This window comes from Tahibacter harae (genome assembly GCF_024437735.1).
Classification (GTDB): Bacteria; Pseudomonadota; Gammaproteobacteria; order Xanthomonadales; family Rhodanobacteraceae; genus Tahibacter; species Tahibacter harae.
Map to the genome: position 1 here is coordinate 1 of NZ_JANFQO010000009.1, position 20,256 is coordinate 20,256.

The window sequence follows — 20,256 nt, forward strand, 5'->3', positions numbered from 1 at the left end:
TACCGACAAGCCGCAGCGCCGTCCCGCACGCCGCGGCGCCGCGCCCGGCCAGGAAGTGGTGATGCCGCGTACCTGGTCGGCCGGCGATGAATTCAACCGCGGCGCCGGCCGCGGTACCGGCCGTCCTGGCGGCGGCGCTCGCCCCGGCGGCGGTGCCGGCCCGGGCCGCGGTGGTCCGGCGCGCGGCCCGCGCGGCGAAGGCGGCCGTGGCGAAAGCGGCGGGCGTCCCTGGGGCAGCGACAACAATGACAACCGCGGCAATCGCGGCAACCGCGCCGACGACGCGCGCGGCAACCGCGCTTCCCTGCCCTACGGCCATCCCGGCGGCGAATTCGGCAACCGCGCCGAACCCAATGGCAACCGCATCGGCTACGGCGAGCGTTCCGGTTACGGCGAACGCCAGGGCTATGGCGAACGCTCGGGCAACCGCGGCGGCTTCAACGAACGCGGCGCCTCGCCCTACGGCGAGCGCAAGGGCGGCCCGGGCGGCCGCCCCGGCGGCAATCGCCCCGGCGGCGGCAACCGGCCGGGTCCGGGCGGCAATCGTCCTGGCGGCAATCGTCCCGCTGGCGGCAACCGTCCGCCCGGCGGCAACCGCGGCAATCGCGGCGGCGGCGGCAATCGCGGCGGCAATCGCTAAAAGTCGCGCAATGAAAAACCCCGCACCGGCGGGGTTTTTCATTTTGGCGAATTGCCTGCAGGACGCGGAGCGCGCCGCCGCATAGGAGAACGCACGCAGTCAGCCGGCCGCGGCCGGAAAAGCCCGCCGCCTCAAGCGCTCAGCATGGTGAAGAAATTGAGCTTGTTGCCGTCCAGATCGCGGAAATAGCCGCCGTAGAAGCCGTAGCCGCGCGGCCCCGGGGCCCCTTCGTCAGTGCCGCCCAGTTCCAGCGCCTTGCGGTGCAGCGCATCGACTTTTTCCTGGCTGTCCACCACCAGCGCGGTCATGCAGCCGTTGCCGACGGTGGCCGGCTTCTGGTCGTAGGGCAGCGCCACGGCCAGGCCGGGCTTGGACGGGGTCACCGACCACAGCGTGAAACGCTCCGACGTCATCGTCCGGCTGGCGCCCAGCTCGCCCAGCAAGGCGTCGTAGTACGCGATCGCGCGCTGCATGTCCGCAACGCCCAGGGTTACATAGCCAATCATGCCAAATCCTCCAAAAATCGCCGCCCGGGCGGCAACGGCCGCGGGCGGCGGTGTTGCGCGGCGGCCCTGCCGCCGCGACGGGTTTACAGCATAGGCAGCTTGAGGCCCTGCTCGCGTGCACATTCCTGCGCGATCGCATAACCCGCGTCCGCGTGACGCATCACGCCGGTGCCGGGATCGTTCCACAGCACCCGGGCCAGGCGCCGGTCGGCCGCTTCGGAGCCGTCGCAAACGATGACCACGCCGGAGTGCTGGCTGTAGCCCATGCCCACGCCCCCGCCATGGTGCAGCGAGACCCAGGTCGCGCCGCCGGCAGTATTGAGCAGTGCATTCAGCAGCGGCCAGTCCGACACCGCATCGCTGCCGTCGCGCATGGCTTCGGTCTCGCGGTTGGGGCTGGCGACCGAGCCGGAATCCAGATGGTCGCGGCCGATCACGATGGGCGCTTTCAGTTCGCCTTTGCGCACCATCTCGTTGAAGGCCAGGCCCAGCTTGTGGCGCAGGCCCAGGCCGACCCAGCAGATGCGCGCCGGCAGGCCCTGGAAACTGATGCGCGACCTGGCCATGTCCAGCCAGTTGTGCAGGTGGGCGTCGTCGGGGATCAGCTCCTTGACCTTGGCATCGGTCTTGTAGATGTCTTCCGGATCCCCCGACAGCGCGACCCAGCGGAACGGCCCCACGCCGCGGCAGAACAGCGGCCGCACGAAGGCCGGCACGAAGCCGGGGAAATCGAAGGCATTGGCACAGCCCTCGTCCTTGGCCATCTGGCGGATGTTGTTGCCGTAGTCGAAGGTGGGAATGCCCTGGGCGTGGAAGGCCAGCATGGCTTCCACATGCACCTTCATCGAGCGCTTGGCGGCATCGCGGGTGCCCTCCGGATCGGATTTGCGCCGCTCGAACCACTGTTCCACGGTCCAGCCGCCGGGCAGATAGCCGTTGACCGGATCGTGCGCGCTGGTCTGGTCGGTGACCGCATCCGGACGCACGCCGCGGCGCACCAGTTCAGGCAGCACATCGGCGGCATTGCCCAGCAGCGCGATCGACTTGGCCTCGCCGGCGGCGGTGTACCTGGCGATGCGCGCCAGGGCGTCGTCGAGATCGGTCGCCTGCTCATCGACGTAGCGCGTCTTGAGGCGGAAGTCGATGCGGCTCTGCTGGCATTCGATATTGAGCGAGCAGGCGCCGGCCAGCGAGGCCGCCAGCGGCTGGGCGCCGCCCATGCCGCCCAGGCCCGCGGTCAGTATCCATTTGCCGCGCAGGCTGCCGCCGTAGTGCTGGCGGCCCATCTCGACGAAGGTTTCGTAGGTGCCCTGGACGATGCCCTGGCTGCCAATGTAGATCCACGAGCCGGCCGTCATCTGGCCGTACATCATCAGGCCCTTGCGATCCAGCTCGTTGAAGTGTTCCCAGGTCGACCAGGCCGGCACCAGGTTGGAATTGGCCAGCAGCACGCGCGGCGCGTCGGCATGGGTGGGGAAGACGCCGACCGGCTTGCCGGACTGGATCAGCAGGGTCTCGTCGTCGTTGAGTTCGCGCAGCGAACGCAGGATCGCGTCGAAGCATTCCCAGTTGCGCGCGGCGCGGCCGATGCCGCCGTAGACGACCAGTTCGGCCGGGTTCTCGGCCACTTCCGGGTCGAGGTTGTTCTGCAGCATGCGGAAGGCCGCCTCGGACAGCCAGCTCTTGCAGCTCAGGCTGTTGCCGCGGGGCGCGCGGATCACGCGCGTCGTGTCGATGCGGGTAGGGGCGTTCATGACCGGCTCCGTAGAGGGAAGCCGCGATTATAGGCCGGCCCCGCCCGGCCCCGGGTGGCACTGTGCTAGCACACTGGAACGCAAGCCCGACCAAAAGGACATATGAGTTTGTGCAATGACTGGCATACTCCGGGCATGCCTCGTTTCCTCCTGCCGGCGCACTGCCTGCGCCTGACTCTCCTCGTCTGCCTGTTGCTGCTGGGCGCCTGCGGCACCGCGCCGCGGCGTGCTGCCGATACCAGGCCGGACGAATACCTGATCCTGGTTTCCATCGACGGCTTCCGCGCCGACTACCTGCAGCGCGGCAGGACGCCGCATCTGGCCGCGCTGGCCGCCGGCGGCGTGCAGGCCGAGTCCATGCGGCCGGCCTTCCCCTCGCTCACGTTTCCGAATCACTACACCCTGGTCACCGGGCTGTATCCAGATCACCACGGCATAGTGCACAACCGCATCGAGCGCGAAGGCGAGAACGACACCTTCATCTACAAGAAGCCCGACACCACGGCCGATCCGCGCTGGTGGGGCGGCGAGCCGATCTGGGTCGGCGCCGAACGCCAGGGCGTGCGCGCGGCGACCATGTTCTGGCCGGGCTCGGACGTGGCCATAGACGGCGTGCGCCCCAGCTACTGGAAGCCGTTCGACACCGACTTCCCGCCGCAGGCGCGCGTGGACACGGTGCTGGGCTGGCTGGACCTGCCGGCGGCGCAGCGGCCGCATTTCATCACCCTGTATTTCGAACAGGTCGATCGCAACGGACATGATTTCGGCCCCGACTCGGCCGAGGTCGACGAGGCGCTGCAGCAGCTGGACACCGCGCTGGGATCGCTGCTCGACGGCCTCGCCGCACGCGGGCTGCGCGACAAGGTCAACCTGGTCGTGGTGTCCGACCACGGCCAAGCCGCGGCCAGCCGCGAACGCATCATCCTGATCGACCAGCTCGTCGACCTGGACCACGTGCGCGCGGTGAACTACGGCGTGGTCGCCGGCTTCGAGCCGCGCCCGGGCCAGGAGGACTACGCCGACCGCCAGCTGCTCAAGCGCCATCCGCATATGCAGTGCTGGCGCAAGAACCGCATCCCGCAGCGCCTGCGCTATGGCTCCAATCCGCGCGTACCGCCCATCATCTGCCTGGCGTCCAAGGGTTGGGTGATCACCAACTCCGAATGGCTGGACGGCCATCCGGACGATCTCTCCCTGGGCGAGCACGGCTACGACAATCAGCTGCCGGAAATGCGCGCCCTGTTCGTGGCCAACGGCCCGGCCTTCCGCCGCGGCGTGCGCGTGCCGGAGTTCGACAATGTGGACGTCTATCCACTGCTCGCCCACCTGCTGGGCATACGGCCGGCGCGCAACGACGGCAGCAGCAAGACCATGCAGCGCATGCTGCGGGTGCACGAGCCGGCGGGCACCGCGGACTGAACTGAACCGCGGCCGCACAAAAGTTGAATTATTTCCCGGAATTTCACCAGCCGGGAACGTCCGCCGCGCACTTCCGCGGCAGCACATGCGCGTGGAACCTGCCCAACGCCTTCGACCGGACGCAGGCCCGTAGCATCAGGCGCAACCGGCGCACGCCGCCGCTCTCCGGCGCAAGCGCAACGCCACGCTGGCGAAACCGCCACGACAGGCTGCGTTGAACGCAAGCGCCGCGCACGCTTGCCCGCGCTACACCGCCCCTATCGCCGCAATCGCCGCGGCATAGCGCGCCGCGATCGCCTCGCGCGCGGGATGGCGGCCGTCGCGCACGCACCAGCGGCCGTTGACCATCACGTCCTTGACCAGATTGCGGTTGCCGGAGAACAGCCAGCTGTCGAGCAGGTGCTCGCGGCCGCGTCCGGCCAGCTGCGCGGCGTTCTCATCGAGCACGATGAGATCGGCGCGGGCACCGGCTTCCAGCGCGCCCAGGGCCAGGCCGGCAGCGCGCGCACCGCCGAACAGGGCATCGCCCCACAGCGTCTCGCCCACGCTGCTGGAGGATTCCGACACCGCGATGTTGCGATGCCGCGTGACCAGGCGCTGGCCGTATTCCAGCCAGCGCAATTCTTCCACCGGCGAGACCGAGATATGGCTGTCCGAACCGATGCCGAGCACACCGCCGGCGTCGAGGTAGGACTTGAGCGGAAACAGGCCGTCGCCGAGATTGGCCTCGGTAGTCGGGCACAAGCCTGCCACCGCGCCGCTGGCGGCGAGCGCCGCGGTTTCCTGCTCGGTCAGATGAGTGGCATGGACCAGGGTCCAGCGCGCGTCCACCGGCGCATTGGCCAGCAGCCATTCCACCGGCCGCGCGTTGCGCAGGGCCAGGCAGTCCTGCACTTCGCCCAGTTGCTCGGCGATATGGATGTGGATGGGTGCGGCATCGACCAGGCCGCTGTCCAGCACGGCCTGCAGCGCCGCCTGCGGCACCGCGCGCAGCGAATGCAGGGCAACGCCGACGCGCAGGTTCGGCCCTTCCAGCGCGCGCAGGCGCTGCACCAGGGCGAGATAGGCGTCGGTGGCGTGGCCGAAGCGGCGCTGGCGTTCGGCCAGCGGGCGGCCGTCGAAGCCGCCGGTCTGGTACAGGGTCGGCAGCAGGGTCAGGCCTATGCCGGTTTCCTGCGCGGCCTCGATCAGCGCCAGCGACATCGCCGCCGCATCGGCATAGGGCTGTGCATCCGGCTGGTGGTGCAGGTAGTGGAATTCGCACACCTGGGTGTAGCCGGCCTCAAGCATTTCCACGTACAGCTGGGCGGCGATCGCGCGCAGTTCGTCCGGGCCTACGCGGCCGGCGAAGGCGTACATGGTTTCGCGCCAGGTCCAGAAGCTGTCCTCGGGATGGGTCTGGCGCTCGGCCAGGCCGGCCATGGCGCGCTGGAAGGCATGCGAATGCAGGTTGGGCATGCCCGGCAGCACCCAGCGGCCCAGCGGCTGCGCAGCGGCGGCGGTGCGCTCGGCATCGACCGCGGCGAAACAGCCATCGCGCACCTCCAGCACGGCCTCGCCTTCCCATCCCTGCGGCAGCCAGGCCGTATCGGCGCGGTAAATCGTCATCGCGTATTCCTTTTCGCAGCCCGGCGGGCGGATCAGGCGCGCATGGTGCGGGTTTGGCCCGGCCGCGCCAAGTGCAGCGTAGCAATGCATTGACACAGAGCGCGCCGCCGACGCTGCTACCATCGGCGCATGGATACGAACTGGGACTGCCTGCTGCTGGATTGCCGCCTCGCCAGCCTGGTCGACAACGGCCAGCCCTACGGGCGCATGGAAGAGGCCGCGATCGCCTGGAAAGACGGCCTGATCGCCTACGCCGGCCCGCGCGCCGAACTGCCCGCGGCGCCGGAACGGCTCGCCGCCACGGTGGAATCGTTGCACGGCGCCTGGGTCACGCCAGGACTGATCGACTGCCACACCCACCTCGTCTTCGCCGGCGACCGCGCGGTCGAATTCGAATTGCGCCTCAACGGCGCCAGCTACGAGGAAATCGCCCGCGCCGGCGGTGGCATCGTCTCCAGCGTGCGGCAGACGCGCGACGCCTCCGCCGACGAACTACTGGCCCAGTCGCTGCCGCGGGCGCGCGCCCTGCTTGCCGACGGCGTCACCACCATCGAGATCAAGTCCGGCTACGGCCTGGACCTGCCCAGCGAGCGCAAGATGCTCGAAGTTGCCCGGCGCATAGGCGATGAACTGGGCGTGGGCGTGCGCACCACGTTCCTGGGCGCGCACGCGGTGCCGCCGGAATTCGCCGGCCGCCAGTCGGCCTATGTGGACGAAGTATGCATCCACATGATGCCGCAGCTGGCCGCGGCCGGCCTGGTCGATGCGGTGGATGCGTTCTGCGAGAAGATCGGCTTCACCCCCAGCGAAACCCGCCGCGTGCTGGAAACCGCGCGCGGCCTGGGCCTGCCGGTGAAGCTGCATGCGGACCAACTCAGCGACCTGCACGGCGCCGCACTGGCGGCCGAGTTCAACGGCCTGTCCGCCGACCATATCGAATACACCAGCAGCGCCGGCGTCAAAGCCATGGCCCAGGCAGGCACCGTCGCCGTGCTGCTGCCCGGCGCCTTCCACGTGCTGCGCGAGACCCGCCTGCCGCCGATAGACGCCCTGCGCGAACACGGCGTGGCCATGGCCGTGGCCAGCGACCTCAACCCCGGCACCTCGCCCCTGCTCTCGCTGCGCCTGGCCATGAGCATGGCCTGCACCCTGTTCCGCCTGACCCCGGAAGAAGCCCTGCGCGGCACCACCCTGCACGCCGCCCGCGCCCTGGGCCTGGGCGATCGCGGCCGGCTGGTGCGCGGCCTGCGCGCCGATCTGGCGGTGTGGAATATCCAGCATCCTGCCGAGCTGTGCTATTGGCTGGGCGGTGCACCGGCCAGCCGGGTGTATGCGGCGGGACGCCGGCTGGTCTGAAGGCCGGGATTGAGGATTCGTTATTCGGGATTCGTAAAAGCCGGCGTCGGGAGTTACGCGGCCCGGCTCGACGAAAGCCGGGAATCGCGATGCAGCTCCGGGATTTGTAACAACGGGATTGGGATTTGAGTGCAGGATTGGTACAAGTAGCCAGTTCTGCTTTTGCGAATCCCCAATCACCAATCCCGAGCTTCACAAATGCCCATCGTTTTCGTGCACGGCGTCAACAACCGCGACGGCGACAGCTATCGCGAGAATGCACTCAGCCGCAACGGGTTCCTGCGCGAGGTGGTCGCGCCCAAGCTGGGCCTGGGCGCCGACCAGCTCACGCTCATCAGCCCTTACTGGGGCCTGCACGGCGCGCGCTTCGCCTGGAACATGGCCGTGCTGCCCGAGACCGGCGCGGGCTTCGAGGCCTTCGGCGGCGATGCCGAAGCCGAGGCCCGGGGTCGCGTCGCCGGCCTGCTCGCGACTTCGCCGCTCAGCGGCGACATCCTCGCCGACGCACAGCGCGATTTCCCCGCCGCCGTCGAGCTGCTGTTCGCCGCCGCCGCAGCAGGCGCCGATGACGAGAACGATGCACGCGAACTGGCCCGCGCCTACCTGGCCTGCGCGCGCTACGCCGAGCAGAACCCGCGACCCGCCTGGCTGGCCCAGGCCGCACCGGGCAATTTCGCCGATCAGCTGCTCTACGCCGCCGAAGACGGCGGCGACGAACGTTTCGGCGCCGGCGGCATCCTGGACCGGCTCAAGGAGGGCCTGTCGCGGCTGGCGCACGCGGTGCCGGACAAGGCTTCCAGCCTGGCCGTGCGGCTGGTGCGCAAAAGCCTGAATGCCTCATTGACCACATTTATCGGCGACGCCTTCACCTACCTGGCGCGGCGCCGCAACGAGGACGGCAGCAACGGCCCCATAGTGCAGGTCGTGCTCGACGCCCTGCATCAGGCCGAACAGGCGCGCAGCGCCCAGGACGACAAGCTCATCGTGATCGCGCACAGCTTCGGCGGCGAGATCATGTACGACATCCTCAGCCATTTCGCACCGCAGCTGCGCGTGGATTGCCTGATCACGGTCGGTTCCCAGGTCGGCCTGTTCGAGGAACTCAAGCTGTACCTCGCCAGCGACGTCCAGCTGCCGCCGGATCCGCCCCAGGGCCGGCTGGCGCGGCCGGCCGCGGTCAGGCGCTGGCTCAACGTGTTCGATACCAACGACGTGCTGGCCTACCGGCTGGAACCGGTCGTCGCCGGCGTCAGCGACTTCGTCTACGACACCGGCTACAGCGCACTGGGCGCCCACGGCGGCTATTTCGAGCGGCCCAGCTTCTACCGCCGTCTGGCCGCGCGCCTGGCCCAGGCCTGAGGCCGCATGAGCCTGATCTTCGAGCAGGTGCAGCCGGCGGCGGGCACCCATGTGCTGGCGATAGGCGTGGGCCGCTATCCGCACCTGCTGGGCGGCGACGGCAGGCTCGCCGCGCGGCCGCTGGGGCTGAAGCAGCTGCAGTCGCCGCCGGTGTCGCTGCAGCATTTCCTGCGCTGGTGCTTCGCGCCGGCCGACGCCGCCGCCGGCAGCGGCTTCAGCAACGCGGGTGCGCCGCTGGCCAGCGTGGAAGCCCTGGTTTCCTCCGCCCAGCCGCTGCTGCTGGACACGCCCGGCGGCGCGCAGCAGGTTGATACCGCCACGCGCGACAATATCCAGGACGCCTTCGAGCGCTGGCTGCAACGCTTGCGCAGCCATGCCGACAACATCGGCGTGTTCTATTTCTGCGGCCACGGCATCCAGGTTTCCGATCACTACCTGCTGGCCGAGGATTTCGGTCGCCACGCCGGCCTGCCCTGGCTCAACGCCTTCGATTTCAGCAATACCGTGCGCGCGGTGGAGCGGGAAATCGCCGGCAGCGTGTTCTATTTCATCGACGCCTGCCGCGAGATCTCCCGCGACGTGGCCATGACCCTGGGCGCCGATCCGCACGCCCTGCTCGCGGCCGACCTGAGCCGCAAGCTGAGCCGCCAGTCCCAGACCGTGATCCTGGCCACCGGCGAAGGCGAACTGGCCTTCGCGCCCCAGGGCGGCCAAGTATCGCGCTTCACCGCGGCGCTGGTCGGCGCGCTGTCGGGCTATTGCGGGATACGCGAGGCGGGCTCGGCCTCGTGGAATGTCAGCGGCGAAAACCTGGCCACGGCGGTGCGCAGCCTGCTCGAATTCGAAGCCTTGCTCAGCCCCGGCCGCCCCCAGGTCAGCGAACAGCAGGTCAGCGGCACGGCGGTGCCCCTGCTGCGCCTGAACCGCGTGCCGCAGGTGCGGGTGATGCTGGACCTGGCGCCGCAGCAGTACCGGCCGCGCTACGAGCTGTACCTGGAATCGCTCAAGGGCGGCCGGGTGGCGCAGAGCCTGCTGGACCAGGTTTTCCGTGTCGACCTGCCGCGCGGGTTCTATGATGTGGGCGCGCTGGACCCGAGCGGCGTCCTGCCGGCACTGCTGCACGCCGAGGAAGAACTGATGCCGCCGGCCTACGCGCTGACCCTGCGGTGCGAACCATGAAACAGATCGCGGTACGCCTGAATTACGCCAGCATGAGCCAGGGCCCGGACGGAGTCAGCGCGACGCCGACCTTCCCCGTGCGCCTGCTCGATGCCGAAGGCGCCGTGCTGGCCGAAGGCGCAGCCAGCGTGGACCAGCCCGCCGTGCTGCAGACCGACGACCGCCAGGAACAGGTGTTCGTGCGCCTGACCTGGCCCTCCGGCCGCACCGAGACCCAGCGCCTCGCCCTGCGCAGCGGCGAGGAAGCCTACTCCGTGGAGTTCAGCGACAGCCGCATCGCCGCCAATGAATGGTCGGCCTGGGCCATACCCAAGCTCAATCCGCAGACGCCGCTGCTGCGCCATGGCAGCCGCCTGAATCTGGACCTGGAGCTGGCCCGTTTCGACAAGGTCTGGCTGCGGTTGTGGAAATTCGCCGGCGGCGTGTGGACGCTGCAGCCCCTGCAGCCCCAGGCCACCTACCGCAACGACACCGCCTGGCAGCTGGATCTGGAACTGGATGCCGCAGCCTGGCTGCTGCAGCTGGGCGGCTCCAAGGTGATCTGGCGTTTCATCTCCCTGCCCGGCGGCGGACCGGCGCGGGTGCTGATTACGCCGCGCGATTCGGACGATCCGCGCGCCGACGCGCTCAAGGTCGTCGTCACCAGCCACCGCGGCGAAGCGGAAACCCTGCTGGAATTCCTTGCCCGCGACGCGCTGCGCTCGGCCAAGACGCTGGCCGGCTCGGCCGCGCTGGCGCAGCAACTGTTCGCCGCCAAGCTGGCCGACCCGGTTTCCGCGGTCGCCGGCGCCTATTACCTGCTGCGCGCAAATCCGCAGCACAACCAGCCGCTGGACTGGTACGAGAACCTCTACCGCGAATTCCGCTGGCTGCCCGATGCCGCCATCGTCTACTGCACCCGGATGCTGCGCGAAGGCCTGCGCGATGCGCCGGCCCGGCGCGCGGTGCGCAAGCTGTTCGGCGAATGCCTGGAGCGCGGCTGGCCGGTCTTCGGCGAAGGGGTGAGCCTGCTGCAGGAGAACGCCGCCCTGCTGCGCGGCAGCGGCAAGCGCGCGGAAAACCCGGACTACGCCCGCGTCATGGCCCTGGGCGCCGCGCGCGCCTGGGCCGGCGCGGCGGCCAGCTTCTACGGCCGCCATCCCGACGAACCCAGCGCATTGCAGTGGGTTGGCATGCCGGGCGCACCGCGCCGGCATCGCCTGGACCCGGCGCTGCGCTATTCCGCAACGCCGCCGGGCCGGCCTGCATCGGTAAAGGAAAAAACCGCAAAACCCTATCCCCCGGCCGGACCGTCCGCGACGAACGTGGACCGCTCACGCAACGCCGCCGAACCCGCCGCCGTGGCGCCGGCCGACGCGGTGTTCCTGCTCGGCAGCATTCCGCGCTGACCGGCGCACGGGCCGGATCTCCGCCCCGATCGCGCCGGCACAGCCTGTGCGCGGACAAGAAAAAACCCCTGCCTGAGCAGGGGTTTCTGATTTCGCTCGGTGATCCGCGGGGATCAGGCGGCGGGCTTCTTCGCGGCAGGCTTCTTGGCGGCCGGAGCGGCCTTCTTGGCCGCCGACTTGGCCACGCTCTTGCTCGCGGCGTCGGTCTTGATGGCGTGCGGACGGATGTTGCCGTAGCTGCCGGAATAGGTCTTGCCCTTGCGGGTCTTCTTGTCGCCCTTGCCCATCTCGAATCACTCCAGGAATTGCTTGCAATGGCCGCGTAGCTTACCAGCGCGCGGGCGCGGCGCAAACCGCGGCCTCAGTGGGAATGGCCGCAGCCGCCCGCCGGCGCGATTTCCCGCGGCGGTTCGCACTCGGGCGCATGGCAGGTCACGCCGTCCAGCTGCACGGTCACGTGTTCTATGCCGAAGCGCCGGCGCAGGGCGCGGCCCACCGCCAGGATGGCCGCATCGGGCTCGATGCCGTCGTTGAGACGCGCATGCAGGGTGGCCACGCGCACGCCGCCGGCCAGCTGCCACAAATGCACATGGTGTACATCGCGCACGCCGGGCACATCCTGGCCCAGGCCCTCGACCACGGCGGCGATCTCCACGCCTTCCGGCACCCCTTCGAGCAGGATATGCGCCGAACGCCGCAGCAGGCGCCAGGCGCTGTTGAGGATCAGCAGCGAAACGAACACGGAAATCGCCGGATCTGCCCACAGCCAGCCGAAATAGCGCACCAGCAGCGCCGCGCTGACCGCGCCGAGCGAACCGAGCAGGTCGCCGATCACATGCAGGCGCGCACCGGCGGTGTTGAGATCGTCGTGGTCGTGTCCGCCCAGGGTGCTCAGCACCAGCAGGTTCACGCCCAGGCCGATGATCGCCACCAGCAGCATCATGCCGGAGAGGATGGGCTCGGGCGCGGCGAAGCGCTTGACCGCCTCGTACACAATCCAGATCACCAGCACGAACTGGGACAGCGCGTTGGTATAGCCGACCAGCACCTCCAGCCGCGCATAGCCGAAACTGCGCCGCGCATCGGCCGGACGCTGGGCGAAATGCGCGCCCAGCCAGGCGAACAGCAGGGCCAGCGCATCGACCAGCATGTGCCCCGCATCGGCAACCAGGGCGAGCGAGCCGGACAACCAGCCGCCGACAGCCTCGGCCACCATCATCAGCGTGGTAAGCGCAAAGGCCAGCATCAGCTTGCGCGTGCGGCGCTTGTCGCCGCTGTAGCCGGCTACGTGGCGGCGCGCCTCGTCGTCGAGTTCGGCATGGCTGTGGCCGGCGTGGGCGGCACGGTGATCGTGGTCATGATCGTGGTCGTGGTCATGACCGGCGTGATCGCCATGCGCGTGCCCGGCGCCGTGCTCATGGCCCGTCCCCGGCCTGGCGGCGTGCCCGTCGCCAGGGCGGCCGGAACCGCCGGTGTGGTTTGAATGCATCATCGAATAGACGTGTACGGCGGGAATCGGCGCATGCTAGGAACCGCGGTAGCGGTTACACAATCACCCATGGCTGCAGTTCGCATCATGTACATGCGACAGCCGCAGATTCACCAGATGCGCCAGCGCCAGCAGGCTGCCGCCGGTGCTGACCAGCCAGGCATGGGCCACGGCCGACTGCTCGAAATCCACGATCACTCCGGCCAGCAGCAACAGCACCGCCGGCAACAGCAGCAGCAGCGCATTGGGGCGCCGGTGGCGGCGATACCCCAGCAGCAGCATGGTCGCCGCCAGCACGCAGGCGAAAACGACGAAGCCGCGCTCGATGGCATGGTCGGCCAGGAAGGCCAGGCCCAGCGCCGGCAGCACGGCAATCACGAAGGGCAGCAGGGCGCAGTGGATGGCGCACAGGAACGACGCCGTCGCGCCGAAGCGGTCGGCCAGGTTGGCAAAGCGGCCGAAGCGCGAGCCGGGCTGGGCCGGCGGTCTGGCGGAGGGATCGGTCGAACTCAATTCAGCGACCTCATACAGCATGGGCGGCATCCGGGGGCGGCAGTGTAGAGCATGACTTCCGACAGACGTTGCCGGCCGGTTAATTGATACAGTATAACATATCGATCAATCCCCGCATCCCCTGCTCCGGAGTTGTGCATGAACAAGACCCTGCTTGCGCTGGCCATAGCGGCCCTGTTGTCGGCCGGCGCCCAGGCGGCCGCCGTCAGCGAGGCCTCCGGCGATGGTGGCGAGCGCAATTCGCCCGAGGAAGCCCACAAGCTGGATCAGGTGGAGGTCACCGCCCTGCCGATCAAGCAGAGCGCCGACGAAGTGATCGCGCCGATCAGCGTGCTCGCCGGCGCCGCCCTGGACGATGCCAAGGCCGGCACCCTGGGCGAGACCGTGGCCAAGCAGCCCGGCGTGCAGACCACCTATTTCGGCCCCGGCGTGGGCCGCCCGGTGATCCGCGGCCTGGACGGCGCCCGCGTCGGCGTGCTGTCCAATGGCGCGAGTTCCGGCGATGTGTCCACCGTCAGTCAGGACCACGCCGTCTCCATCGAGCCCTTCCTGGCCGACCAGATCGAAGTGCTCAAGGGGCCGGCCACCCTGCTCTACGGCTCCGGCGCGATCGGCGGCGTGGTCAACGTGGTTGACGGCCGCATTCCGGAAAAACTGCCGGAACGCACGCTTTCCGGCCGCGCCGAACTGCGCGGCAACGACGCCGCGGACGAACGCACCGGCATGGCGCGCATCGACCTCGGCGCCGGCAATTTCGTGCTGCACGCCGACGGCACCTACCGCGACACCGGCGACTACGACGGCCCCGACGGCAAGATCGCCAACAGCTTCCTCACCACCAAGTCCGGCGCGGTCGGCGGCTCGTGGATAGGCGACGCGGGCTTCGTCGGCATGGCGGTATCGCGCTTCCTCGATCATTACGGCAATCCCGCCGAACCCGGCGATCCGGCCGAAGGCGAAGCCGGCGTCACGCTCAAGCTGGCGCAGACGCGCTACGACCTCAAGAGCGGCATCAATCTCGACGCCGGTGCCCTGGAAGCCGCGCGCCTGAGCTTCAGCCACACCGACTACAGCCATACCGAATTCGAGGGCGACGAGATCGGCACCGTGTTCCTGAGCCAGGCCAACGAAGGCCGCCTGGAACTGGTGCAGGGCGAGATCGGCGGCTGGCGCGGCGCCTTCGGCCTGCAGTTCCTGCGTCGCGATTTCCGCACCATCGGCGAAGAAGCCTTCGTGCCGCAGACGCTGACCCGCAGCTACGGCCTGTTCGCGATGGAACAGCGCGAGTGGCAGCGCTTCAAGCTGGACCTCGGCGCCCGCGTGGACCGCCACTCCAGCGATCCGGAAGACGGCCCCAAGCGCGATTTCTCGCCCACCAGTTTCTCCGCCGGCCTGGCCTTCAAGCTGGCCGAAGGCTGGCACCTCAACCTCAATCTGGACCGCGCCCAGCGCGCACCGGCCGAGGAGGAATTGTTCGCCAACGGCCCGCACGTGGCGACCGAATCCTTCGAGATCGGCCTGCCCGGCGCGCGCAAGGAAACCTCCAACCAGGTCGAGCTGGGCCTGCACTACCACAGCGATTTCGTTGACGCGAAGGTCTCCGGCTACAGCAACCGCTTCACCGATTACATCTACCTCGCCGACACCGGCGAGATCGAGGACGATCTGCCCGTGCGCCAGTGGTCGCAGGCCGATACGCGCTTCCATGGCTTTGAAGGCGAAGCGCTGTTCAAGCTGTCCGAAGGCGCATCCGGCCACTACGACCTGCGCCTCTGGGGCGACACCGTGCGGGCAAAGCTCGATGCCGGCGGCAACCTGCCGCGCATTGCCCCGGGCCGCGCCGGCGTGGACCTGAAATGGTCGGCCGACGCCTGGCGCGCCAGCCTCGGCGCCGTGCGCTACTTCGAGCAGGACCGCACCGCCGCATTCGAAACCCCGACCGACGGCTTCACCCTGGTCAACGCGCATCTGAGCTACACGCTGGATTCCGGCACCGCCACCAGCTGGGAATTCTTCGCCGACGGCACCAACCTCACCAACCAAACCGCGCGCCTGGCCACCTCGTACATCAAGGACAAGGCGCCCCTGCCCGGCCGCGCGATTGCGTTCGGCGTGCGCGCGTTCTTCTGACAACGACAATCCCGCCGGCGGCGCTGCAACGCCGACCGGCGCTTCTCCCCCTTCAGCGGATTCCGGGCTCCGTTCCCTCCACACGGATTACCGGATAGCGGAGCGCCGTCGGTGCTCCGCTTTTTTGTTTTCCGCGCAGCAATCAATGCGCCGCGGCCCGTTCACCGCGCCCCTGCGCAAAGAACAGCGCGACGACCAGCGCAAACCACAGCGCCAGCCAGAGACTCCCTACTCCCAGTTCATGCCAGGCGAACGGGAACGCCACGGCAAGCAACAGCGCCAGCACCAGCAGAAACAGGCGCGCCGTCTGGCGCGAGCGGCGCAGGAAGATGCGTACCAGGCAGAACCAGGCAAACGTAGCGAAAAGATACAGCGCGATCAGCGGCGACAGCAGCATCAGGCGCTGGCCGAGGCTGCCGCCTGCGACCGGTTCCAGCAGGAGCAGCACGACTGGCTGCGTCAGCACTATCTGCAGCACGACGAAGATCAGACTGAGCAGACAGACCGCAAGCGCGGCCAGCAGCGGCCAGGTAAGCCTGGGCTTCTCCATGTAAGGCAGCTTCCATTTCCGACGGGACGAATGCGTTCCGCCAGTCGGCGAACGCGCGGGAGGCAGATCCTAAACCAGTCGCCGCAAGTAACGAGCTGATCCTGCTCATCAGGCTTTTTCGATTACACCGCGGCAGTGAGCCCACAGCTGCCCTTCCCCGCCTGCAATGAGGATCATCATGCCTGCCCATTCACGCCCCAGCGCCGGCCTGGCCGGCACCCGGCTGCTGTTGCCGTTGCTGTTGCCGTTGCTGCTGCCACTGCCGCTGGCAGCGCAGACACTGCGTGTCGCCGCGGTCGCGCCGGCCGCGACGAACCTGACGCTCAACGCCGGCTTCGAGCAGTCCACGTATACCGGCGCCGGCCATGACGCGACGGGGCCGGGCTGGACCTTCGTCAATGCCGGCGTGAACCCGGCGCCGGGCGCCTGGACCAGCATCGCCGCGCCGGAAGGGCAGAAGATCGCATTCCTGCAGGGCTCCGGCGCAACCATCACCCAGACCGTCAACGTGCCCGCGGGCCGGCATGGGCTGGTGTTCTATGCCGCGCAGCGTCCCGGCAACAGCCAGCGCCTGCGTATCAGCATCAACGGTGTCGAGGTCGGCATCGTCAAGCCCGCCGACAGCAGCTTCAGCCGCTACCGCTTCGATGCGCTGCTTCTCTCCCAGGGCAACAACACCCTGCAGTTCCAGGCGCTGGACGGCGCCGACAACACCGTGCTGATCGACGCGGTGAACCTCTACGCCATCGAAGGCAATGCACGCCGCTGGTCCGACAGCGCAGCCTGGATCGGAGGCGAGGTGCCGCAGGCCGACGACCGCGTGCTGATTCCCGAGGATGCCAACATCATCGTCGACGTGGCGCCGGCCGTGGTGCCCAAATTCAAGTCCATCAACATCGACGGCGAACTGCACTGCGCCGACAGCGACATCCGCCTGGACGCCACATCGGTGCTGGTCACCGGGCGGCTGATCTGCGGCGCGCCGTCGCATCCCTATACGCATCAGTTCGAGCTGACCCTGAGCGGCACCGATCCGGGCACCGACAACGGTTCCGGTGTGGGCATGGGCAACAAATTCCTCGCCGCCGCGGCACCCGGCGTCATCGAACTGCACGGCGAGCAGCGCGTTAGCTGGACACAGCTTGCCGCCACCGCGTCCGCCGGCAGCGACACGTTGCAGCTGGCCACAGCGGTCGACTGGCGCGAGGATGACCGCATCGTCATCGCGCCTACGGTGTGGCGCCGCGACGCTGCCACCAACCTGCCGGTCAACGAGGCCGAAGTCGTCACCATCAGCAGCGTGCTGGCGGGCGGCAGCACACTGGAGATCGAGCCCGTACTTCGCTTCACTCATCTGGGAACGACTACCGACTACGCAGCCGGCAACGGCATCTCCAACGAACGCACGCCCTGGACCCTGGACGAGCGTGCCGAAGTCGGCCTGCTCACGCGCAACATCCGCATCCAGGGCGATACCGGATCCGCCGTGGACGGCTATGGCGGCCACATGATGACCATGGAGGGCAGCACTATCCACGCCTCGGGCCTGGAACTGCGGCGCATGGGCCAGAAGAACAAGCTGGCACGCTATCCGTTCCACTGGCACCTCGCACTCGAGGCACCGGGCCAGTACATCCAGAACAGCAGCGTGTACGAGAGCTACAACCGCTGCGTGACCGTACACGGCACGCACCAGGTGCGCGTGGCCGGCAACGTCTGCTACGACTTCATCGGCCATGGCTATTTTCTCGAGGACGGCATCGAACGCGACAACGTGTTCGACGGCAATCTCGGCATCTGGGCGCGCCGGCCGGCAAGGCCCAGTCCGCTGCCGCCGGATGGCGATCTGCCGCTGGAAACGGACTATCGCGAAACGCCCGCGTCCAACGGGCCGGCGGTGTTCTGGATTTCCAACCCCACCAATACTTTTGTGAACAATGCAGCGGCCGGTTCCGAAGGCACGGGTTTCTGGTATCACACCGAGGAAAAAGTGAAAGGATGGTCCTTCGTCCTGCAGCTCCCCGGATTCACCATACATCCCCGCCGCGAACCCTTCGGCGTGTTCCGCGACAACCGCGTGCGCGCCAGCCGCCAGGGCTATTCCACCTGTGAAGAAGAAGGAGGCGGACTGAAGGGCCTGGAATCACCGGGCGTGCTGATCGAGCGCCTGATGGTCACCGACACCGAACAGGGCATCTGGCCCTGCGCGGAGCCCGTGTCCGTGGAAAACTCAGTGTTCCGCCGCGCCATCGTTGCCAACACCGACAACGGCATGCAGGCGCCGTCGCCGACCAAGTTCAAGGATTCGGTTTTCATCGGCTATTCGGCCAATCCGCCGCCGCGCGTCGCGCCCAACGTCGACTCGCGCTTCCATGCCGTGCAGATCTACGACCAGGGCTTCCTGTTCGACCGCGTGCATTTCGTCAACTACGACCGGCCGACCATGTCGGTGTTCCGCGGCGGCGGCGGTGCGCACAAGCTGGCCAGCAACCGCGTGAGCGGACTGACGTTCGACAACGCGCCCAATCGCTTCATCGACATGGACCGCCGCGTCAGCCCCGAGGCCGGGCCGTCGGTGTGGGGCGACGTAATCCACGATCTGGACGGCAGCTTCACGGGTGGTCTGATCCGTGCGGTGGTATCCAATCACCCGCTGGCCTATGACAAGTACTGCAGCCGCGCGCCGGGCGACGGCATTTCCGGCTACACCTGCCCTTACCGCTACGCGCATTTCAGCCTGGACACGAAACTCGGCGCGACCGAGCGCTATCCCAGCCCGACCTATGTCACCGTTCAACGCAGCGACGGCGAGTATGGCAGCAGCCAGCACTTGCCCACGCGGTTCATCTACGAGTTCATGGCCGACGCGGACTACCGCTACACCTACCGTTTCGATGCGGGCATAGCGCGCAACAATGTTCAGTTGGGGCTGATGAATGCGTTCGCCAACGAGACGTCGATCCACGAGCTGCTCGACGTTCCCGCCGATTTCACGTTCGTGCCCGGCCTCGAGTGTTCAGGCCATGCCACGCAGTGGACGCAAGCCGCCAGCCTGGCCGACCTGCGCAGCAACAGCGCGCACGAATACTGGTACAACGCGGCCTCCAGCTCGCTGCTGGTGAAGCTGCGCGGCTGTCCTTCATCGGCCAACTGGCATGCGTGGCAGACGGTCAACGTGTGCATGGGGCCGCCGGATCCGGATGGCCAGTGCGGCGCACGCAGCCGCACCGCGGCACCGCCGCGCGTGCGCATCGAAAGCCCGGCCGACCGCGCCCATGTGGCCACCGGCGCGATCACCATCAGCGCCATGATGGAGCATGCCAGCGGCATCCGCTCGGCCATCGCTTTCATCGGCGAGCAGGCCAGCGAGCCGCAGAACTTCGCGCCGGAACCTCCGCTGCAGCTGCCCAAGGAGGTCACGACGAATTTCCTGGTCAGCGTCACCGAGCCGGGGAGCTATCCGCTGCGCGTAGTCGCCACCAACGGCGACGGACAGACCTACACCGCCGTGGGCCAGATCTTCGTCGGCCAGACCGATGCGCGCGTGAACATCAGCACACCGCAGATGGACCAGACGCTGGATGCGGGCGCCGCTCCGCAGCTGGTCTATACGCTGCACAACACCGCGGCGATGCCGTCCGGCTCCAGCTTCAGGTTGCTGGAAACCCGCGTCAATCCGCCGGCGGTGATCGACCACGGTGCGGTCAGCGGCAGCCCGATAAACCTGTCGGGCTGGAGCCAGGGACGCCATGATGTGGAAATTGCGCTGGTGCTCGGCGACGGCACGGTCACCACCAACAAGCACGCGCTGACCTTCCATCTCATGCGCGACGGCCAGCTTGCCGACTACGAGGACGGCGTCGACCGCCGCGGCAGCGTCGTCCAGCCCGGCCTGCCGCCGCTGCCGGCCCACAACGCCTGGCAGTCCGCCGTGTTCGCCCGCGACAACGGCATGGACGACATCAATTTCTTTGCGCTGCCGCAGGTCGCGCCGACGCCCGTCGAGGACAAGGCCAGCTACTGGCTGCGCCTGACACCGGCACAGAGTCTGACCGGCTACAACCGCCTGCGCATCAAGCACTCGGGGCCGACCTTCGATGTGATAGCCCACTTCAGCAGCGGCGAGGAGCGGCTGCTCGGCAGCGCGACCATCGGTCAGGAAGTCGTGGATACCTTCAGCCTGCCGGCGCGGTTCCCCGGCCGGCTCGAGTCGGTCGAGCTGCGGCATGACTCCACCGACCTGCAGTGCGGCGGCTGTACGCAGAATTTCCAGCTGCTTTTCGGCATCAGCCTGCTGACACCGGCCCAGCCTTGAGCCAGTGCGCGCAGCACGCCGCACCGGCGTGCTGCGCGCGGAGTGTCAGT

Annotated in this window: 14 protein-coding genes and 1 pseudogene; 8 read left to right on the forward strand and 7 right to left on the reverse strand. The window is 68.4% G+C overall.

The window, feature by feature from the left end; genetic code table 11:
* Nucleotides 1-640 (forward strand): annotated as a pseudogene (locus NM961_RS11175) (hypothetical protein); the annotation flags it as partial.
* Nucleotides 641-771: 131 nt separating this feature from the next.
* On the opposite strand, the gene NM961_RS11180 reads toward NM961_RS11175, so the two are convergent.
* The gene (locus NM961_RS11180) at nt 772-1,146 is read right to left on the reverse strand and encodes a VOC family protein (RefSeq protein WP_255914407.1); all 375 of its coding nucleotides are present in this window, start codon (nt 1,144-1,146) and stop codon (nt 772-774) included.
* 83 nt (nt 1,147-1,229) lie between these two features.
* A complete protein-coding gene (gene hutU, locus NM961_RS11185; RefSeq protein ID WP_255914408.1) occupies nt 1,230-2,900 on the reverse strand; it encodes a urocanate hydratase in 1,671 nt (556 codons plus the stop codon).
* A gap of 135 nt (nt 2,901-3,035) precedes the next feature.
* On the opposite strand from hutU, the gene NM961_RS11190 reads away from it, so the two are divergent.
* A complete protein-coding gene (locus tag NM961_RS11190; protein WP_255914409.1) occupies nt 3,036-4,319 on the forward strand; it encodes an alkaline phosphatase family protein in 1,284 nt (427 codons plus the stop codon).
* A 246-nt stretch (nt 4,320-4,565) separates the two neighbouring features.
* On the opposite strand, the gene NM961_RS11195 is transcribed toward NM961_RS11190, so the two are convergent.
* A complete protein-coding gene (locus NM961_RS11195) occupies nt 4,566-5,927 on the reverse strand; it encodes a formimidoylglutamate deiminase (protein ID WP_255914411.1) in 1,362 nt (453 codons plus the stop codon).
* A 129-nt stretch (nt 5,928-6,056) separates the two neighbouring features.
* On the opposite strand from NM961_RS11195, the gene hutI reads away from it, so the two are divergent.
* The 4 genes from hutI to NM961_RS11215 all read left to right on the forward strand — a co-directional run bounded on the left by hutI (nt 6,057) and on the right by NM961_RS11215 (nt 11,209).
* Nucleotides 6,057-7,283: an imidazolonepropionase gene (hutI, locus tag NM961_RS11200; RefSeq protein ID WP_255914412.1), complete on the forward strand. Its 1,227-nt coding sequence runs from the start codon at nt 6,057-6,059 to the stop codon at nt 7,281-7,283.
* A 198-nt stretch (nt 7,284-7,481) separates the two neighbouring features.
* The gene (locus NM961_RS11205; RefSeq protein WP_255914413.1) at nt 7,482-8,642 is read left to right on the forward strand and encodes a DDHD family phospholipase; all 1,161 of its coding nucleotides are present in this window, start codon (nt 7,482-7,484) and stop codon (nt 8,640-8,642) included.
* A 6-nt stretch (nt 8,643-8,648) separates the two neighbouring features.
* Nucleotides 8,649-9,821 carry a caspase family protein gene (locus NM961_RS11210; RefSeq protein ID WP_255914414.1) on the forward strand — a complete coding sequence of 391 codons (1,173 nt, stop codon included), beginning with the start codon at nt 8,649-8,651 and terminating at the stop codon, nt 9,819-9,821.
* Nucleotides 9,818-11,209 (forward strand): hypothetical protein, encoded by a 1,392-nt coding sequence (locus NM961_RS11215; protein WP_255914416.1) that lies wholly within the window; start codon nt 9,818-9,820, stop codon nt 11,207-11,209. Before NM961_RS11210 ends, NM961_RS11215 begins: the two co-directional genes overlap by 4 nt.
* A 113-nt stretch (nt 11,210-11,322) precedes the next feature.
* On the opposite strand, the gene NM961_RS11220 is transcribed toward NM961_RS11215, so the two are convergent.
* The 3 genes from NM961_RS11220 to NM961_RS11230 form a co-directional block, all read right to left on the reverse strand.
* Nucleotides 11,323-11,496, reverse strand: a complete 174-nt coding sequence (locus NM961_RS11220) for a 30S ribosomal protein THX (RefSeq protein WP_255914417.1) — start codon at nt 11,494-11,496, stop codon at nt 11,323-11,325.
* A gap of 74 nt (nt 11,497-11,570) precedes the next feature.
* Nucleotides 11,571-12,701: a cation diffusion facilitator family transporter gene (locus NM961_RS11225; RefSeq protein ID WP_255914419.1), complete on the reverse strand. Its 1,131-nt coding sequence runs from the start codon at nt 12,699-12,701 to the stop codon at nt 11,571-11,573.
* Between the two features lie 60 nt (nt 12,702-12,761).
* Nucleotides 12,762-13,232 (reverse strand): MerC domain-containing protein, encoded by a 471-nt coding sequence (locus tag NM961_RS11230; RefSeq protein WP_255914421.1) that lies wholly within the window; start codon nt 13,230-13,232, stop codon nt 12,762-12,764.
* A 117-nt stretch (nt 13,233-13,349) separates the two neighbouring features.
* Between NM961_RS11230 and NM961_RS11235 the strand changes: the two genes are divergently transcribed.
* Complete coding sequence (locus tag NM961_RS11235) at nt 13,350-15,341, forward strand: TonB-dependent receptor (RefSeq protein ID WP_255914422.1); 1,992 nt, start codon at nt 13,350-13,352, stop codon at nt 15,339-15,341.
* 142 nt (nt 15,342-15,483) lie between these two features.
* Here NM961_RS11235 and NM961_RS11240 read toward each other — a convergent pair whose 3' ends face one another.
* Complete coding sequence (locus NM961_RS11240) at nt 15,484-15,891, reverse strand: hypothetical protein (protein ID WP_255914424.1); 408 nt, start codon at nt 15,889-15,891, stop codon at nt 15,484-15,486.
* A gap of 178 nt (nt 15,892-16,069) precedes the next feature.
* Between NM961_RS11240 and NM961_RS11245 the strand changes: the two genes are divergently transcribed.
* Nucleotides 16,070-20,206: a G8 domain-containing protein gene (locus tag NM961_RS11245; RefSeq protein ID WP_255914425.1), complete on the forward strand. Its 4,137-nt coding sequence runs from the start codon at nt 16,070-16,072 to the stop codon at nt 20,204-20,206.
* Nucleotides 20,207-20,256 lie beyond the last annotated feature (50 nt).

Coding starts and splice junctions, on each gene's coding strand:
- hutU (WP_255914408.1), bottom strand. CDS start 2,900: ATGAACGCCCCTACCCGCATCGACACGACGCGCGTGATCCGCGCGCCC.
- NM961_RS11220 (WP_255914417.1), bottom strand. CDS start 11,496: ATGGGCAAGGGCGACAAGAAGACCCGCAAGGGCAAGACCTATTCCGGC.
- NM961_RS11230 (WP_255914421.1), bottom strand. CDS start 13,232: ATGCTGTATGAGGTCGCTGAATTGAGTTCGACCGATCCCTCCGCCAGA.
- NM961_RS11235 (WP_255914422.1), top strand. CDS start 13,350: ATGAACAAGACCCTGCTTGCGCTGGCCATAGCGGCCCTGTTGTCGGCC.
- hutI (WP_255914412.1), top strand. CDS start 6,057: ATGGATACGAACTGGGACTGCCTGCTGCTGGATTGCCGCCTCGCCAGC.
- NM961_RS11210 (WP_255914414.1), top strand. CDS start 8,649: ATGAGCCTGATCTTCGAGCAGGTGCAGCCGGCGGCGGGCACCCATGTG.
- NM961_RS11195 (WP_255914411.1), bottom strand. CDS start 5,927: ATGACGATTTACCGCGCCGATACGGCCTGGCTGCCGCAGGGATGGGAA.
- NM961_RS11180 (WP_255914407.1), bottom strand. CDS start 1,146: ATGATTGGCTATGTAACCCTGGGCGTTGCGGACATGCAGCGCGCGATC.
- NM961_RS11190 (WP_255914409.1), top strand. CDS start 3,036: ATGCCTCGTTTCCTCCTGCCGGCGCACTGCCTGCGCCTGACTCTCCTC.
- NM961_RS11225 (WP_255914419.1), bottom strand. CDS start 12,701: ATGATGCATTCAAACCACACCGGCGGTTCCGGCCGCCCTGGCGACGGG.
- NM961_RS11245 (WP_255914425.1), top strand. CDS start 16,070: ATGCCTGCCCATTCACGCCCCAGCGCCGGCCTGGCCGGCACCCGGCTG.
- NM961_RS11205 (WP_255914413.1), top strand. CDS start 7,482: ATGCCCATCGTTTTCGTGCACGGCGTCAACAACCGCGACGGCGACAGC.
- NM961_RS11240 (WP_255914424.1), bottom strand. CDS start 15,891: ATGGAGAAGCCCAGGCTTACCTGGCCGCTGCTGGCCGCGCTTGCGGTC.
- NM961_RS11215 (WP_255914416.1), top strand. CDS start 9,818: ATGAAACAGATCGCGGTACGCCTGAATTACGCCAGCATGAGCCAGGGC.